The sequence below is a fragment of the Erythrobacter sp. JB2-19 genome (assembly GCF_057365005.1).
In genome coordinates, this window is sequence record NZ_CP200290.1 from 2,676,635 (window position 1) to 2,691,387 (window position 14,753).

16 protein-coding genes and 1 pseudogene are annotated in these 14,753 nt (G+C 57.4%); 7 read left to right on the forward strand and 10 right to left on the reverse strand.

All coding sequences use genetic code 11. From position 1 onward, the window contains the following. The first annotated feature begins 81 nt into the window (after positions 1-81). Entirely contained in the window at positions 82-1,035 is a 954-nt protein-coding gene (locus AC0V6O_RS12840) for an aspartyl protease family protein (protein ID WP_486144564.1), read from the forward strand. A gap of 70 nt (positions 1,036-1,105) precedes the next feature. Continuing rightward, a complete protein-coding gene (locus AC0V6O_RS12845; RefSeq protein ID WP_472639628.1) occupies positions 1,106-2,944 on the forward strand; it encodes an ABCB family ABC transporter ATP-binding protein/permease in 1,839 nt (612 codons plus the stop codon). 38 nt (positions 2,945-2,982) lie between these two features. Here AC0V6O_RS12845 and AC0V6O_RS12850 read toward each other — a convergent pair whose 3' ends face one another. The 5 genes from AC0V6O_RS12850 to AC0V6O_RS12870 all read right to left on the reverse strand — a co-directional run bounded on the left by AC0V6O_RS12850 (position 2,983) and on the right by AC0V6O_RS12870 (position 8,821). Further along, positions 2,983-5,862 (reverse strand): M16 family metallopeptidase, encoded by a 2,880-nt coding sequence (locus AC0V6O_RS12850; RefSeq protein ID WP_486144566.1) that lies wholly within the window; start codon positions 5,860-5,862, stop codon positions 2,983-2,985. A 101-nt stretch (positions 5,863-5,963) separates the two neighbouring features. Beyond that, positions 5,964-6,377, reverse strand: coding sequence for an ACT domain-containing protein (locus AC0V6O_RS12855; RefSeq protein WP_472639630.1), 414 nt, complete (start codon positions 6,375-6,377; stop codon positions 5,964-5,966). Then, entirely contained in the window at positions 6,374-7,675 is a 1,302-nt protein-coding gene (gene hslU, locus AC0V6O_RS12860) for an ATP-dependent protease ATPase subunit HslU (protein WP_486144569.1), read from the reverse strand. Before hslU ends, AC0V6O_RS12855 begins: the two co-directional genes overlap by 4 nt. Before the next feature lie 51 nt (positions 7,676-7,726). Next, positions 7,727-8,287 carry an ATP-dependent protease subunit HslV gene (gene hslV, locus AC0V6O_RS12865; RefSeq protein ID WP_472639632.1) on the reverse strand — a complete coding sequence of 187 codons (561 nt, stop codon included), beginning with the start codon at positions 8,285-8,287 and terminating at the stop codon, positions 7,727-7,729. A 42-nt stretch (positions 8,288-8,329) separates the two neighbouring features. Then, entirely contained in the window at positions 8,330-8,821 is a 492-nt protein-coding gene (locus tag AC0V6O_RS12870) for an outer membrane protein assembly factor BamE (protein WP_486144571.1), read from the reverse strand. A gap of 215 nt (positions 8,822-9,036) precedes the next feature. On the opposite strand from AC0V6O_RS12870, the gene AC0V6O_RS12875 reads away from it, so the two are divergent. Together AC0V6O_RS12875 and AC0V6O_RS12880 are read left to right on the forward strand one after the other, a co-directional pair. Continuing rightward, entirely contained in the window at positions 9,037-9,564 is a 528-nt protein-coding gene (locus tag AC0V6O_RS12875; RefSeq protein WP_486144573.1) for a ubiquinol-cytochrome C chaperone family protein, read from the forward strand. Beyond that, positions 9,561-10,100, forward strand: a complete 540-nt coding sequence (locus AC0V6O_RS12880; protein ID WP_486144575.1) for a YceD family protein — start codon at positions 9,561-9,563, stop codon at positions 10,098-10,100. The genes AC0V6O_RS12875 and AC0V6O_RS12880 overlap by 4 nt, the downstream gene beginning before the upstream one ends. Here AC0V6O_RS12880 and AC0V6O_RS12885 read toward each other — a convergent pair. The 5 genes and pseudogenes from AC0V6O_RS12885 to AC0V6O_RS12905 form a co-directional block, all read right to left on the reverse strand. Continuing rightward, on the reverse strand, positions 10,097-10,300 hold the full coding sequence (locus AC0V6O_RS12885) for a helix-turn-helix transcriptional regulator (protein WP_472639636.1): 204 nt from the start codon (positions 10,298-10,300) through the stop codon (positions 10,097-10,099). The two genes, AC0V6O_RS12880 and AC0V6O_RS12885, sit on opposite strands and share 4 nt — an antisense overlap. Then, positions 10,297-10,677 carry a hypothetical protein gene (locus AC0V6O_RS12890; RefSeq protein WP_486144577.1) on the reverse strand — a complete coding sequence of 127 codons (381 nt, stop codon included), beginning with the start codon at positions 10,675-10,677 and terminating at the stop codon, positions 10,297-10,299. The genes AC0V6O_RS12885 and AC0V6O_RS12890 overlap by 4 nt, the downstream gene beginning before the upstream one ends. Positions 10,678-10,843: 166 nt before the next feature. After that, positions 10,844-11,356 carry a single-stranded DNA-binding protein gene (locus AC0V6O_RS12895; protein WP_486144579.1) on the reverse strand — a complete coding sequence of 171 codons (513 nt, stop codon included), beginning with the start codon at positions 11,354-11,356 and terminating at the stop codon, positions 10,844-10,846. A gap of 139 nt (positions 11,357-11,495) precedes the next feature. Next, positions 11,496-12,155, reverse strand: coding sequence for a COQ9 family protein (locus AC0V6O_RS12900; protein ID WP_486145629.1), 660 nt, complete (start codon positions 12,153-12,155; stop codon positions 11,496-11,498). 117 nt (positions 12,156-12,272) lie between these two features. After that, a pseudogene (locus AC0V6O_RS12905) lies at positions 12,273-12,746 on the reverse strand (ankyrin repeat domain-containing protein); the annotation flags it as partial. A gap of 161 nt (positions 12,747-12,907) precedes the next feature. Here AC0V6O_RS12905 and AC0V6O_RS12910 point away from each other — a divergent pair. From AC0V6O_RS12910 to AC0V6O_RS12920, 3 genes are read left to right on the forward strand one after another with little or no spacing between them, the layout of a single operon-like run. Next, positions 12,908-13,540 carry an SCO family protein gene (locus AC0V6O_RS12910; protein WP_486144581.1) on the forward strand — a complete coding sequence of 211 codons (633 nt, stop codon included), beginning with the start codon at positions 12,908-12,910 and terminating at the stop codon, positions 13,538-13,540. Further along, positions 13,528-14,004 carry a YcgN family cysteine cluster protein gene (locus tag AC0V6O_RS12915; protein WP_486144584.1) on the forward strand — a complete coding sequence of 159 codons (477 nt, stop codon included), beginning with the start codon at positions 13,528-13,530 and terminating at the stop codon, positions 14,002-14,004. Before AC0V6O_RS12910 ends, AC0V6O_RS12915 begins: the two co-directional genes overlap by 13 nt. Continuing rightward, complete coding sequence (locus tag AC0V6O_RS12920) at positions 14,001-14,735, forward strand: M48 family metallopeptidase (protein WP_486144586.1); 735 nt, start codon at positions 14,001-14,003, stop codon at positions 14,733-14,735. Before AC0V6O_RS12915 ends, AC0V6O_RS12920 begins: the two co-directional genes overlap by 4 nt. Positions 14,736-14,753 lie beyond the last annotated feature (18 nt).

Genomic DNA, 14,753 nt, shown 5'->3' on the forward strand with positions numbered 1-14,753 from the left:
GGGGAATCGCCGATCGTCTGATAGTCTAATTCCCTCAGGCAGCGCACAGCATCCCAGCATGCGCTCATGGTAGGACACATTATGCATTCTCTCTGGTACGGACCCGCACTTTCCCTGGCATTCATTGGCATGGGGCAGCAGCAGGGGGATCAATCGATCGCGCCCAACTTCACCAATCCGAACACCGAGATCTTAAGCCTTGAAGAAGAGCGCAATGAACGCATGACTGTGCCGGTCACTATCGACGGTGCTGGTCCTTACAACTTCATGATCGATACCGGCAGCCAGGCAACCGCTGTCACACACCGCATCAACAATGCGTTGGGCCTGGAATCGCTTGGTATGGCGACCCTAGTCGGGATGGCCAGCCGCCGCCCGGTCGAGGTGGTGGAATTGGACAGCCTGGAACTCGGGGGAAGCACGATCCACAATCTTGCGGCTCCGGTTCTCTACAGGGACCATGTTGGTGCCGACGGCATCATCGGGCTCGATACCTTGCAAGATTTCAGAGTGCTGATTGATTTCCGCGAAGAAACCATGGTGATTGAAGACGTCACCAAACAGAAAACCAGCCGAAGAGGCTTTGAAATCGTGGTGCGGGCGCGCCACAAGCTGGGACAATTGCTGATTACAAACGCGCGGGTTGAAGGAGTGATGACCACAGTCATTATCGATACGGGCGCGCAGGCTAGCCTCGCCAACAACACGCTGCGCAGGCGCATTCGCACCAAGCGCGCCGAAACCGTGCAGACCACTGACGTCAACGGCGTTTCCGCCTCTGGTGAAATGTCATTTGTAAGAAGACTCGAGATCGGTGGGGTCAATCTTAGTAATGTGCCGATTACCTTCGCCGACACACCAGCCTTTGAAGCGCTTGGCCTCAAGGACAAGCCGGTGCTGTCGTTGGGTATGAACCATCTGCGGTTATTTGACCGAGTCGCAATCGACTTCTCGCGCCAACGTGTGCTGTTTGACCTCCCACGCTCGGCGGACAGGGGATTACGCGACATAACGCATTCGGCCCGCTACAACTAAGCTCCAAGATTACACCACCCTCTTGAGAGCCTTGCGCTTGGCGTAAGGTGCGCCCACATGGTCGCCACCGATGCCGCCTGACACATCCACATCTGCCGACCATACAAACCGCCCGCCTGAGGCGGAAAGCTGGGCAACGCTAAAACGATTTCTCCCCTACCTCTGGCCCAATGACAATCCGGGCCTGCGCTGGCGCATCGTCATTGCGATGGTCCTTGTACTAGCGGCTAAGGGCGTCACATTGGCGCTCCCATTCGCCTATAAACATGCCGCCGATGCGATGGCCGGACCAGTCAGCGAGGGCGCAACCGTCGCTCTGGCATTGGTGGTCGCATACGGACTGGGCCGCTTCACCTCACTGCTGTTCGACAATTTGCGCAACATCGTGTTCGAGCGTGTCGGTCAGGCCGCGACCTTGAGCCTGGCGGAAGATGTCTTCCACCGGTTGCACCGTCTGAGCCTGCGTTTTCATCTGTCGCGCCGCACGGGAGAAGTCACCAAGATCATCGAACGCGGAACGAAGAGCATCGACATGATGCTCTACTTCCTGCTGTTCAACATCGCGCCGACCGCCATTGAGCTGATCGCGGTGGGAGTAATTTTCTACCTCAATTTTGGGTGGGAGCTGGTCGCCGCCACCGCCGTCACGGTGGTCACTTATATTGCGGTCACGCGCTGGATCACCGAGTGGCGCACGAAGTTGCGGCGCGAGATGAATGATCTTGATGGTCAGGCATTGCACCGCGCGGTCGACTCGCTGCTGAACTTTGAAACCGTAAAATATTTTGGCGCTGAGGAGCGCGAGGAAAAGCGCTACAGCCAGGCTGCTCGTGCCTATGCCGAGGCTGCAATCAAGAGTGAGAACTCACTCGGTCTGCTCAACATAACGCAATCGCTGATCACCAACGCTCTGATGGCAGGCGCGATGGCCTACACTGTGTGGGGCTGGAGCAAGGGCGAGCTGACAGTCGGTGATCTGGTGCTGGTCAACACCTTCCTGATGCAGTTGTTCCGCCCGCTCGATCTGCTCGGTTGGGTGTATCGCACGATCCGTCAAGGCCTCGTCGATATGGCTGAGATGTTCAAATTGATGGATACAGAGGTTGAGGTGCGAGATGCACCAGACGCTCCTGCGCTCATCGTTCGCCAACCTCATTTGGCATTCGACAATGTCACCTTCGGCTACGAGCCAGAACGGACGATCCTTCACGGGCTGAGCTTTGAAGTGCCGGCCTCCGGCAGTATCGCAATTGTTGGACCCTCGGGCGCAGGAAAGAGCACCATCGGGCGGTTGCTGTTCCGTTTCTACGATCCAACCTCCGGTCGGATCTTGATCGACGGCCAAGACATTGCTGAGGTCGCGCAAGACAGCGTGCGCGAAGCAATAGGTATCGTCCCGCAGGATAGCGTGCTGTTCAACGATACGCTGCATTACAATATCGGCTATGGCGCTGCCGGTGCGAACAACGATGTGATAGAGAAGGCCGCTCAGGACGCGGCGCTGACGCCGCTCATTGCTGGATTGCCCGATGGGTTTGAGACCATGGTCGGCGAACGCGGTCTGAAGCTATCCGGCGGCGAAAAGCAACGGGTGGCGATTGCTCGCACGCTTGTCAAAGACCCGCCAATCCTGCTGCTCGATGAGGCGACTAGCGCGCTCGATACGCGGACCGAGCAAGAAATATTGGCCACTTTGCGTCGCATCGCCGCTGGCCGGACGACCATCGCAATCGCGCACCGGCTGTCAACAATTGCCGATGCGGATCAGATCATCGTGCTGGAGACTGGGCGCCTTGCCGAGCAAGGCACGCATTCCGAGCTGCTCGGCAGGCGCGGTCTCTATGCCGAAATGTGGGCGCGACAGGCCAATGAGAGCGCAGAAGAGACGGCAGGCATTGCAGAGCGATGAGAGGCAAAACGCCCCTCACCGCTCCTCATGTCTGGTCTTTATTCGCCCACTGAGGCTGAACCGGATGGCTTACGCAAATCGCTCGCTGCTAGGTCAAGATCGTCAAAAGCGATCACCTCAACCTCGCCGCGCAGAGCCTGAAGATCTTCCAAGAAGTCCTCAGCCTTACCGACGATCACCAGCGATGTGCGATCTTTAGTCAAATATTCCGCCGCAACCTGTGCCGCTTCTTCAGCGCTCACATCCGACAAACGATCAGCGATCTGGAACGCCTCATCCGGCTCAAGCCCGCGCAGCATTGCACCAGCAACCAGCCCATTAAAGCCGCCGCTGGTTTCCAGGCTGCGAGCGATCGCTCCGCCTAGGAACAGACGGCGCTTCTCGATTGCGTCTTCGCTCGCTGGCTGAGCGCTCAGCTTCTCAAACTCATCGAAAAAGACCGCTGCGACCTCATCCGCCGTCGCGTGATCAGTCTGCGCAACTGCGCGCCAAACGGCTGCATCTGCAAGCTGAAGCATTTGGGAATAGGCGCCGTAAGCCAACGCACGCTTGGTCCGAATCTCTTCAAACAAGCGCCCGTTGGAGCCTGAACCAAGCACGGTATTGGCCAGCCACACAGGATAGAAATCCTCGTCCGAACGCGAAGTGCCGCGAACACCGGCAATCACAGCGGCTTGGCCAGCATTAGGCATATCAATCACCAAGGTGCGCGGAGCAGTGCCGCTACCAGCAGGGTTCTGAACCTCGGCGGGCGGCGCGCTGCTGGTCTGCCATTCGCCAAACAGATCCCCTGCCAACGTTGCAGCCTCTTCTGCGGCAATGCCGCCGCTCACCACAATCTTCGCCGACCGCGGATGCCAATAGGCGGCGCGACTAGCCAGCAAGTCTTCGCGGGTAATATTGGGAATACTGCTCACTGTGGCCACCCGGCCATATGGGGCGTCGCCATACATCACGCGGGTCGCGACCAATCCGGCCAGCGAGCTTGGATCGTTAAGCGTCGCGTCAAGTCCATCCAACGCCCGTTGACGTTCCCGTTCCAATTCCTCGCTTGGGTAGCTGGCATTCTGGATGATATCGACCAGAACCTCTCCTGCCTTATTCAGATTGACCGCAGGCGCGGTAAGGCTGGCAAAGGTGCCGTCCTGGCCGGTACTTATGTTGAGCGAAGCACCAAGCGATTCCAATGTCACTGCAATTTCAGGAGCGCTCCGCGTTGTCGTTCCTTGATCGGCCAGGCTTGCAACAAATCCAGCAAGGCCTGCCTTGTCAGCCGGATCGCTTGCGTTCCCTCCAGGGAATACGACGGTGATTGTTGCGATTGGCACATCGCTGGTCTGGGTTGTGACCAGCGGAATGCCATTGGCCAGCGTGCTCGTCACAAAGTCGCTACGCACAACCTCCGGCGCATCAATAGGAGCCGGGGGTGCCATGCGCTCACCTTCAGGCAGCAGCTCCAGCGGTGCACCCGTGGCGGGCGGCACGGTTCCATAGTTAGGGCGCGGCGCCGGATTAGCATAGCTGGACGGATCGTCCTCACCAGCAGCATAGGTCATGGCGACTTTCACATTCGGATCGAGCCATTTGGCAGCCACGCGTCGCACGTCTTCGGTTGTGACCGAAGCGATTCTGACTAAGCGCGCATCAGCGGCATCGGGATCGCCGGTTGAGACCAAAGCCTCACCCAGCTCAAAAGCGCGTCCACGCACAGTCTGACGCCTCGACAGAGCAGAGGAGAATATCTCGTTCTTAGCCTCGGTCAGCTCCGCTGCGCTCACCAGCTCTGTACGAACACGCTCCAACTCAGCGTTCAAAATCGCATTCGCTTCTTCGGAATTTGCTGTCGGGCTGAGCACCGCGAAATTGGCGATAAAGCCGCCGTCCATCGTCATTGTATCGAAATGCGCCGCCTGAACCGCTTTGCCGCTACGCACCAAAGCCGTGTGCAACCGGCTACTCTGTCCACGCGACATGATCTCAGATAACACTTCGATCGCGGCTGCATCCTCGCTGCTAACAGAGGGCGCTTTCCAAATGCCGCCGACAACAGGCAGAGACACATTAGGCGCGGTTGCAGCGATTGAACGCGGTTCCGTGCGTATAGGCTCTTCGCCTTCGATCTTTAGGCTGATCGGATTGGCGCGCGGCTCGATATCGGCGAAATATTGATCGACCAACCCACGCAGTTTTCCCATTTCGAAATTGCCCGCAACGATCAACGTTGCCGTGTCGGGACCATAATAGGCCTGATGGAACGCCCGGGCGTCTTCCAACGTGGCCGAATCCAAATCTTCGATCGATCCAATACCAGGACGGCGCATAGGCAGCACATCAAAAGCGTTCTCTGGAATCACGACCCGCTGGAGCCGGCCATAAGGCGGCGCAAGCACGCGGGTGCGCAGTTCCTCTTTCACCACATTGCGCTCATTCTCAAACACTTCGGCATCGACCACTGGGAATGCCATCCGCTCGCGGTGGGTCCACAGCATCGTCTCAAGATATTGCGCAGGCACCGTTTCAAAATAATTGGTGCGGTCGATCCAGTTTGAGGCATTGCGCTGGCCGCCAACATCCTCGGTTAGCTTATTGATCATGTTGTACGGCATATTCACCGTTTTGCGGCTGAGGATATGCTCGAACAAATGCGAAAAGCCCGAGCGGCCTTCCGGGTCGTGTTTCGACCCAACCTTGTACCACAGCGACGTCGTTACGTTGGCCGTTGTATTGTCTGGCAGGGCGATCACCGTCAGGCCATTGTCCAGCTGCCAACGAGTATATTCGATCTTAGGAGCAGAGAGAGTTGGGGCCTCCTGCGCGCCATCACCGGAATGGTCATCGGCAAAGGCGGGCGCGCTAAAGGCTAAGGCAACGGTTGCAACGCTGGCAAGAAAAGTACGGTGAAATGTCTGAGTGATCATGCTTTCAGTCCCCGGTCATGAAAGTGTTGGGAGCTGTTAGAGCCTTCTTAGCCTGTAAGCTCAAGCGATGATCGGGGCCTTGCTCGCCGAACGGCTGAGAATCATCGATCTGCGTCGTTGGCGAGTGCACTCAATATCCGGACCGCTTCGTCTCTGCGATCCCACGGTACAAACAGATGATCATGGTGAAACGCTGCAATGACATTGCAGGCGATGCCCGCCCCCGCCAGCGCAGTGGATGCAGCGGCAGTTAGGCCCACGCCTTCCAGATCAGAGTGCACTTGCAAGGTGATCCTCGCGAACCGGGGCAGGCCCGCCGCCATCTCCCATTCCTGGTCCAGCGCGAACACATAAGTCGTGCCCTCGTCCTCGTGGACGGAGGCGAACATGCCGCTCAGTTCAATCGAAAAATCGGTCCAGCGATCCTCCGACATGAACACATAAGGCAGGTCATGCAGCAACGGATCCATTCCCTTGAGCATGCCAGACAGGTCACTGATAGGTTTACTCGTCATAGGATATACTTCGACAGATCGCTATTGCCGGCAAGCTCAGTCAAGCGGCCGCGCACATAATCCGCGTCGATTGTAATGGTTTCGCCAGTGTGCTCTTCCGCTTCAAAGCTGATCTCTTCGAGCAATTTTTCCATCACGGTCTGCAAGCGCCGCGCACCAATATTCTCGATGCTCTCGTTCACTTGCGCGGCAATCTTGGCGATTTCCCTCACCGCATCATCCTTGAAATCCAAAGTGACATCTTCAGTCCCGATCAGCGCGCGATATTGCTCGACCAGATTGGCCTTTGTCTCACCGAGAATGCGCACGAAGTCTTCTTCGGTCAACGCGCGCAGCTCAACCCGGATCGGCAAGCGACCCTGCAATTCAGGCAGCATGTCTGATGGCTTGGCCAAGTGAAACGCCCCACTGGCGATAAACAGCACGTGGTCCGTCTTCATCGGGCCATATTTGGTGCTGACCGTTGTTCCTTCAATCAACGGTAGAAGGTCGCGCTGCACGCCCTCGCGACTAACCGAACCACCGCGAACATCAGAGACGGCGATTTTATCGATCTCGTCTAGGAACACGATCCCGTTGGTTTCGGCATTACGCAATGCCGTTTGCGCAACGTCATCATCATCGAGCCGCTTGTCCGCCTCTTCATCGACAAGCTTGTCCCACGCCTCTGGCACACGCATTTTGCGGCGCTTTGTGGGGGTCTTGCCGAGCGCCTTACCCATCATATCTGACAGGTCGATCATGCCCATATTGCCGCCCATATTGCCCATATCAAACGGCATATTGGGCGTCTCAGTCACGTCGATTTCGACCTCGACCTCATTCATTGCATCTTGCACAATGCGCTGACGGAAGCTCTCACGGGTTGCCTCTGAGGCGTTGTCGCCGACCAATGCGTTGAGCAGACGCTCCATCGCCGCATCGGAAGCAGCTTCGCGGACAGCATCTCGGCGGCGCTCTTTTTCAAGCCGGATCGCTTCTTCGGCCAGGTCGCGGGCAATCTGCTCCACATCGCGGCCGACATATCCGACCTCGGTGAACTTGGTGGCCTCGATCTTCACAAAGGGCGCTTCTGCGAGCTTGGCGAGGCGTCGGCTGATCTCCGTTTTACCGCAGCCCGTTGGACCGATCATCAGAATGTTCTTAGGCGTGACCTCGTCGCGCAGATCCGCGTTCAGTCTCTGCCGGCGCCAGCGATTGCGCAGAGCGACCGCGACGGCGCGCTTGGCGTCCTTTTGGCCGATGATATGCTCATCCAGCGCGGCAACAATTGCCTTGGGTGTAAGATTGTCTGTCATGATTATCCGTCAGGAAGAAAGAGGAAGCTCAGCGATCGGCGAACAACGAACTTAAACCGTTTCGAGTGTCACATTGCCATTGGTAAAGACGCAGATGTCCGCTGCCACTGCCATAGCCTTGGTCGCGATCTGCTCCGCATCTTTCTCATAGTCGGCCAGTGCCTTGGCCGCGGCAAGCGCATAATTGCCGCCTGATCCAATCGCCGCAATGCCGCCTTCCGGCTCCAGCACGTCTCCATTGCCGGTTAGCACCAGCAAGGTCTCGCTGTCTGCGACGATCATCAAGGCTTCAAGATTGCGAAGATATTTATCAGTCCGCCAATCCTTGGCAAGCTCCACCGCCGCGCGCAGCAATTGACCGGAATATTGTTCCAGCTTTTTCTCAAGCCGTTCAAACAGGGTGAAGGCATCGGCGGTCGCGCCTGCAAAGCCAGCAACAACCTTGCCGCCCTCGCCAATTCTGCGAACCTTGCGAGCGTTGGGTTTCATCACGGTATTACCCATGGAGACCTGGCCATCGCCAGCGATGACGATTTTGCCATCGCGCTTAACGCCAACAATGGTGGTGCCGTGCCACTGGGTCAGGCCGTGGCTCGCCGTATCGTTACTCATGGCAGGCGATATGGGCGCTCAATTCCGGCAATCAAGCAAGCGCTATTGCGGTCCGCCCGGCCCAACGCCGGAGCCAACCGTGCCGATATTGCCAAACAGGTCTTCTAGGAAACCGCGCTCGCGGCCCAGGGTCGGCGTCTTATCACCATCAGGTGAGAGGAAGACGACTTGATCAAGTCCAGCGTTTTCGACGGAGGCGACATTGCCCTCTGCATCAAATTTAACCGCCAGAACGGAATGTTGGCGAATGCGCGGGCGCACCAATGGACGGCGGCCGGTGACGCTGGAGACATAATACCAAGTTGGTTCACCATATTGACTGGTGAAGCTCGGGCGGCCCAAGGTACCCTCGACAGAGCGCTGATTATCAATCCCAGGTTGGACCGATTGAAGCAGGACGTTGTCGACGACATAACCGCGCGTCTCTCGAATAGAAGAACACCCGGCCAGCACCAGTCCAGCACCGCCCACCAAGATCAGCACGCGTGCCTTTCGCCAGATGTTCGCGCCCGCTGCACTATCAAGCCTATTCATCGTGTCCGCCAATCCTTCAATTCATGACCAATCTGAGGCCATCTATTGCCGCATTTCAGCGGCTTCCTATATCACATCTCGCAAGGCTTTAAGCGGCTGATCCGCACCTTGCAACGCCGCTGTCTATCGCAGCTGGGGTGAACTGGTTGAATTCTGGCTGAATGCGGCGGAGAATCGTGCCCGCGAGGCTGAATGTTGAGGCGAAAGGGCCCTGAATGTCATTCCTATCGAAACTGCTCGGCACGGCGCCTGATCCGCGTGAGAAAGTGCGACCCCTGTGGCACCGTGTAATCGAGCTTGCGCGAGAGCCAAGCTATTATTCTGAATGCGGCGTCGATGACAGTGTGGATGGCCGGTTTGACATGATCACCGCTGTGCTCAGCGTCGCGATCCTGCGCCTAGAGGCAGCAGAGATGCGTAGCGAAAGCGCTTTGCTCGCAGAATTGTTTGTTGAGGACATGGAGGGCCAATTGCGCGAATTTGGCGTCAACGATGTGGTCGTGGGCAAGCGGGTCGGCAAATTAATGGGCGTGCTTGGCGGCCGGTTGGGCGCCTATCGCAGCGCCTTTGGCGAAAGCAATGCCGCCAAAATTACAGACGCGGTCGCGCGCAATGTGACATTTTTGGAAGGCCGCGATGAAGCGGTATCGGCGACTTGTGTTTCAGGTAAGTTGCAAGAGCTTTCGGTCCGTCTGGCCGCGCTGAGCGATGAGCAAGTGATTAAGGCAGACAGCGTAGCATGAGCGCATCTGAACTCAGCCGAATGGTCAAGGTCCGTCCTCTGCCTGCAAAGCCTGTCGTGATTGAGGCGGATGACGCGGAAAGGAGCGCTCTGGCGAGCCGGTTTGCGCTGGCCAGCATATCCTCCTTAAGCGCCGAGATGTCTCTAGAAAGTGCTACGACTGACGCAGTGCTGGCCAATGGAACAATGCACGCCAAATTCACACAGATTTGCGCCGTATCGGGCGAGGAATTTCAGGTCGAGGTAAGCGAAGAGATTGCGCTCAAATTCGTCGATGCGGAAACGACCCGCGCCGCCCTCGCCGATGCCAGCGAAGACCTCGAAATTGAACTCTCGGATGAAGATCTCGACGAGATTGAATATTCGGGCGACGCCTTTGATCTGGGCGAAGCGGTCGCGCAAAGCCTGGGCCTAGCGATTGATCCTTACGCAGAAGGACCAAACGCCGATGCGGTCCGCACCAAGGCAGGCATTGTCGCGGAAGGTGAGCAAGACGGCCCGATGGCAGAAATGCTCGCCGCGCTTAAGAAGAGTTAGTCCGCCTTCCACGGATTGAAGAACAGCTCCTCGACCGCAACATCGAAATAGGCGGCCAAGCGGTACGCCATCGGCAGTGAGGGATCGTATTTGTCGGCCTCCACGGCGATGATAGTCTGGCGCGAAACCTCCAAAGCCTCAGCAAGATCAGCCTGATTAAGGCCCCGCCCTTTACGCAGATCGCGCAGGCAATTCTTCATTCTACCGCGCCCCGGCCGCGAAATTTCCAGACGAGCCAGACAATAAGCATTCCGGCAAACTCAGCGCCGAATACGTACCCTGCTCCCATGCTCATTTCACTGTGCCGACCGGTCATCACTACCAGGGTGATCAGCATAACCACCGCACCGATGTTTCCACCCCACCACCAGCTAATCAGTTGACCCTGCTGCTGCAGGTCATCGGTTTTTTGCCACCACAGCCAAGATGCGAAAGCAACGACGCCTGCAACCACAAACAAGGCAGGCAGGACAACTTCTGGATTCTCAACACCGCCAGTCGCCGGCACGGTTCTTCCGATTATGAAACCCGCAACGAGAGCGGACCCAAAAGCCAAAGCAGCCGCCAGCCAAAACATCTTGCGATACGTCATTTACGCATTCCTCTATTGCAACAACAATGTACAAACTTTTTAACATTTTTTGGGAAATGTCAAACTCTTTTAACATTTCACATTTCGGCAAACAAAAAGCCCCGCAGAATTGTCTGCGAGGCCCTTTGATGTTTGGGTTGGTTTGAACCGATCAAAACGGGATGTCATCGTCGAGGTCATCGTAACCTCCGCCGCCGCCAGCGTTCCCGCCGCCTTGATTGCCCCCGCCAGAGCTGCCCCCAGAACCACCACCTTGGTTCCAACTGCCTCCGCCTTGGCCGCCGCCTGAGCGACCACCACCGCCGCCTTCGCCGCGACCATCAAGCATGGTCAACGTGCCATCAAAGCCGCGCAGCACCACTTCAGTGGAATAGCGATCATTGCCCGATTGATCTTGCCATTTGCGGGTCTGAAGCTTGCCCTCGATGAAGACCTTTGAACCCTTCTTGAGATAGTTTTCGACCACGTTGACCAGGCCCTCTGAGAAGATCGCTACGGTATGCCATTCGGTGCGTTCTTGCCGCTCACCTGTGTTGCGGTCTTTCCAGGTCTCGCTGGTCGCGATGCGCAGGTTGGCAACCTTGCCGCCATTCTGAAAACTGCGAATTTCGGGGTCAGCGCCCAAATTGCCGATCAGCATTACCTTGTTGAGCGAACCCGCCATGTCTTGAAACCCTTTGCTTGTGTTGCTGGGAACGCGGCAATGCCCGCGGCCCATGTTTGCGATTCCCTGATGTCATAAGCGAGCAGGCAGGCAGAGGCGAGCGCTGAACACGCTTATCCACCTCCATCTTAGAGGAACCTTATGTGCTTGGGTAACGCAGACGTCCGAGGAAGCGTGACAGGCTGAAGGTCTCGCGTTCGCCGCCTAAAAACTTCGCCTTGGCTTTTTCAAACTTCATGACGCCATCGATGCGGCGATCGAGGAAGGCATAGGTTGTCTCTTTGCCTTCACTGTCGTCGTTCACGAACACGGCCAGTGTCGCGCTGTAGATTCCGGCCAGGATCGTGCGCTTCGTATAATGGTTGTAATCGGTCGCGGTGTCACCAGCGAGCCGCCACATCAAGTCAGCGGAGCTCCAGCCGATTTTGAGCGATGCAGGCGCGTTGTGCGGCATGGCCATGATCGACAGCGCCCGGCGTAGAGCCTCATCCAGGCCATCAACCGCTTTCAAGCGAAACGCGACCAGCTCACGAATGCGCTCGCGGATCTTCAGCTCACCGAGCTTTTCAGCGGGCCATTCCGCCTCCATTTGCGCGTCGATATTCTCGATCCACGCCTTGATCATATCCATCGCGCCGCCAGGATAGGCCAGCTTTGCGACATCTGGATCGGCGCCTGCCATATCCGCGGCAGCGAGCAGAGCCGTTTCGTTCCAGCCATCAAAGATGGCCGAGGCCGCGATATCCGGGGCCAACGCGACGCGCAGCTCATCCAGGGTCATGTCAGAAAAGTCGGTCATCTCAAAAGAAGGCCCGTAGTTGCGATCCGTTCCCTTTTCTTCGCGCTCTTTGTCGGCGCGCGTGAACTCCGCGAGGATAGCGCTGTTGGAATTCATCAACTCAACATAGTCCCGCGCCGAACGTCCGGAATTGTCATTGCGGTCTGGGTCAGCCCCTTTTTCCAGGAGCAAACGGATAACCGCAGTGTCGCGTCGATGCACGGCAGCAATCAGCGGGGTTTCGCCAGCCTTATCGCTTACGTCTACCTGTGCGCCGCGTTTAACCAGTTCCTCCACCCCATCAACAAAGCCCAGCGTGGTGGCCATTTGCAGCGGAGTTACGCCTTTCTTATCGCGGATATTGGGATTGGCACCGCGTTGCAGCAGGAAGCGCACCCAAACAGTGTCTCGCCTAGCCACCACGATGTGCAGGCCGGTCTCACCAGAGGTGATGTCGCGGCTGTTTATGATGGTCGTCCCCGGCTCATTCAGAAAATCTGTCGCCGCATCACCGTCACGGTCTTTCACCGCCTTTAGAAACTCAAATCCGTCGGAAAAACCCTGAGCTGCCAGAGGGGCTGTCATCACCGCTCCACCAAGTCCCAAAGCCATTGCTCCGCCGCAAGACAATACCGCCGCAGCGCTAACACTGCGCAAAAATGAGCGCCCCAAGCTTCTATCCTTTCACATTTCCTGCCAGATCATTATTGAGGACGCAGTTAAGCGAAGCCCCAATGTTTCGATCCGTTTGAACCAAGCCCAGTTAGCAGACCATGAACCAGCGCGCCAACACCTTGAATCCAGCACCGCGTTTTTTTGCGAGCCTTGCGCTTGCCGCCAGCCTGGCATTGGCAGGCTGCTCTGGCATGCCAAACCCTGCAGAAGACGCCGGGGGGCCGCCGCTGGCTGGCGCCGATATCGGCGGCCCGTTTGAGCTGATCAACTCCGCAGGAGAAACGGTGCGCTGGGCCGACTTTGATGGACAATATCGCATCGTCTATTTCGGCTTTGCCTTTTGTCCGGACGTATGCCCCACCGATGTGCAGCGCATGATCCAGGGACTTGGTCAATTTGCCGAGATCTCTCCGGAGCGTGCTGACAACATCCAACCGATCTTTATTTCCGTCGATACAGAGCGCGACACGCCGGAGATCGTTGGCGAATTTACCTCAGCCTTTTCTGATGAGCTGATCGGCCTCACGGGCAGCGCCGAACAGGTCAAAACAGCAGCGGACAATTTCCGCATCTTCTACGAGCGCGGCGAAGACACGCCAGGCGGCGGATATCTGATCAACCACTCCGCCATCACTTATCTGTTTGGGCCTGGCGGCGAACCGCTCGCCACTTTACCAACCGATCAGGGGCCAGAGGCGGTTGCAGCAGAACTCGACAAATGGGTGAGCTAAGAGACGAATTTTGGACGCTTAAGCTGGCAGAGCTTAACCGCGCCGAATGGGAAGCCTTATGCGATGGCTGCGGACGCTGCTGCCTGCATAAAATCGAAGACGCTGACACGGGCGAAATCACCGACACCAATGTCGCCTGCAAATTGCTCGATTGCGACAGCGCGCAGTGCAGCGATTATCGCAACCGCAAGGCCTTCGTGCCGGATTGCCTGCGCCTTACACTCAAGATCGTAGAGGACGTCCCCTGGCTGCCCTCGACTTGCGCCTATCGAATGCGCGCAGAGGGGCGCGATTTGCTGGATTGGCATTATTTGATCAGCGGAGACCGCGAAACGGTGAAAAACGCCGGAGTGTCAGTGGCTGGCCGGGTTGTAAGCGAGAATGGCGCTGGCCCGCTGGAACATCATATCGTCGAATGGGATGAAGGCGTAGGCAACTCGCCTTTCGTAAAGGCGGCACCATGATTGATTGGCTGCGCCGCGCCGAGACCAAAACGCCCGTCACCCACGAGATTGAGCTGGGCGATCAAACCCTACCCATTGCGCTCAGGCGCATGAAAAATGCGAAGCGGCTGACCTTGCGTCTTGCGCCTGATGGCAGTGAAGTGCGCATCAGCATGCCTGCCTGGGCGCGCACGGGCGAGGCGATCAATTTTGCCCGCTCGCGCACCGAATGGCTAACCGAGCAATTGGCGCGCATCCCGCGCCGCTGTGTGCCCCAGCCTGGCGGTGAAATCCTGTTTCGCGGTGAGCCACTCGTGGTTGACTGGTCGCAGGATGCCCCCCGCCGCCCGCGCAAAATAGGCGAGCAGATACAGATTGGCGGGCCGGAAAACGCGCTGGAGAAACGCCTCAAAAGCTGGCTCGAACGTGAGGCTCTGGCGCTGTTTGAACAAGACGTGTCGGACTATTGCGAGCGGGCCAAGCTGGAAAAAGTGCCCGTTGGTCTATCACGCGCGCAAAAACGCTGGGGCAGTTGCTCTGAGAAAAGCCGCATCCGTATCAATTGGCGATTGGTGCAGGCACCAGATTTCGTCAGGCGCTCAGTGGCCGCGCATGAGGTTACCCATCTGATCCATTTCGATCACAGTCCGGCATTTTACGCGCTGCTCGATGATCTCTACGAAGAGGATATCAGCCGCGCCGATCGCTGGTTGAAGGAACAAGGCCGCACGCTTTACGCCAGCTTTGGCTAGACCAAGCGACCGTGCAAA

What these genes read in the sequence shown, in the direction of transcription:
- AC0V6O_RS12895 (WP_486144579.1), bottom strand. Translation starts at nt 11,356, where the DNA reads ATGGCGGGTTCGCTCAACAAGGTAATGCTGATCGGCAATTTGGGCGCT.
- AC0V6O_RS12890 (WP_486144577.1), bottom strand. Translation starts at nt 10,677, where the DNA reads ATGTTTTGGCTGGCGGCTGCTTTGGCTTTTGGGTCCGCTCTCGTTGCG.
- AC0V6O_RS12840 (WP_486144564.1), top strand. Translation starts at nt 82, where the DNA reads ATGCATTCTCTCTGGTACGGACCCGCACTTTCCCTGGCATTCATTGGC.
- AC0V6O_RS12900 (WP_486145629.1), bottom strand. Translation starts at nt 12,155, where the DNA reads ATGACCGACTTTTCTGACATGACCCTGGATGAGCTGCGCGTCGCGTTG.
- AC0V6O_RS12870 (WP_486144571.1), bottom strand. Translation starts at nt 8,821, where the DNA reads ATGAATAGGCTTGATAGTGCAGCGGGCGCGAACATCTGGCGAAAGGCA.
- hslU (WP_486144569.1), bottom strand. Translation starts at nt 7,675, where the DNA reads ATGACAGACAATCTTACACCCAAGGCAATTGTTGCCGCGCTGGATGAG.
- AC0V6O_RS12920 (WP_486144586.1), top strand. Translation starts at nt 14,001, where the DNA reads ATGATTGATTGGCTGCGCCGCGCCGAGACCAAAACGCCCGTCACCCAC.
- AC0V6O_RS12850 (WP_486144566.1), bottom strand. Translation starts at nt 5,862, where the DNA reads ATGATCACTCAGACATTTCACCGTACTTTTCTTGCCAGCGTTGCAACC.
- AC0V6O_RS12885 (WP_472639636.1), bottom strand. Translation starts at nt 10,300, where the DNA reads ATGAAGAATTGCCTGCGCGATCTGCGTAAAGGGCGGGGCCTTAATCAG.
- AC0V6O_RS12875 (WP_486144573.1), top strand. Translation starts at nt 9,037, where the DNA reads ATGTCATTCCTATCGAAACTGCTCGGCACGGCGCCTGATCCGCGTGAG.
- hslV (WP_472639632.1), bottom strand. Translation starts at nt 8,287, where the DNA reads ATGAGTAACGATACGGCGAGCCACGGCCTGACCCAGTGGCACGGCACC.
- AC0V6O_RS12855 (WP_472639630.1), bottom strand. Translation starts at nt 6,377, where the DNA reads ATGACGAGTAAACCTATCAGTGACCTGTCTGGCATGCTCAAGGGAATG.
- AC0V6O_RS12880 (WP_486144575.1), top strand. Translation starts at nt 9,561, where the DNA reads ATGAGCGCATCTGAACTCAGCCGAATGGTCAAGGTCCGTCCTCTGCCT.
- AC0V6O_RS12845 (WP_472639628.1), top strand. Translation starts at nt 1,106, where the DNA reads ATGCCGCCTGACACATCCACATCTGCCGACCATACAAACCGCCCGCCT.
- AC0V6O_RS12915 (WP_486144584.1), top strand. Translation starts at nt 13,528, where the DNA reads ATGGGTGAGCTAAGAGACGAATTTTGGACGCTTAAGCTGGCAGAGCTT.
- AC0V6O_RS12910 (WP_486144581.1), top strand. Translation starts at nt 12,908, where the DNA reads ATGAACCAGCGCGCCAACACCTTGAATCCAGCACCGCGTTTTTTTGCG.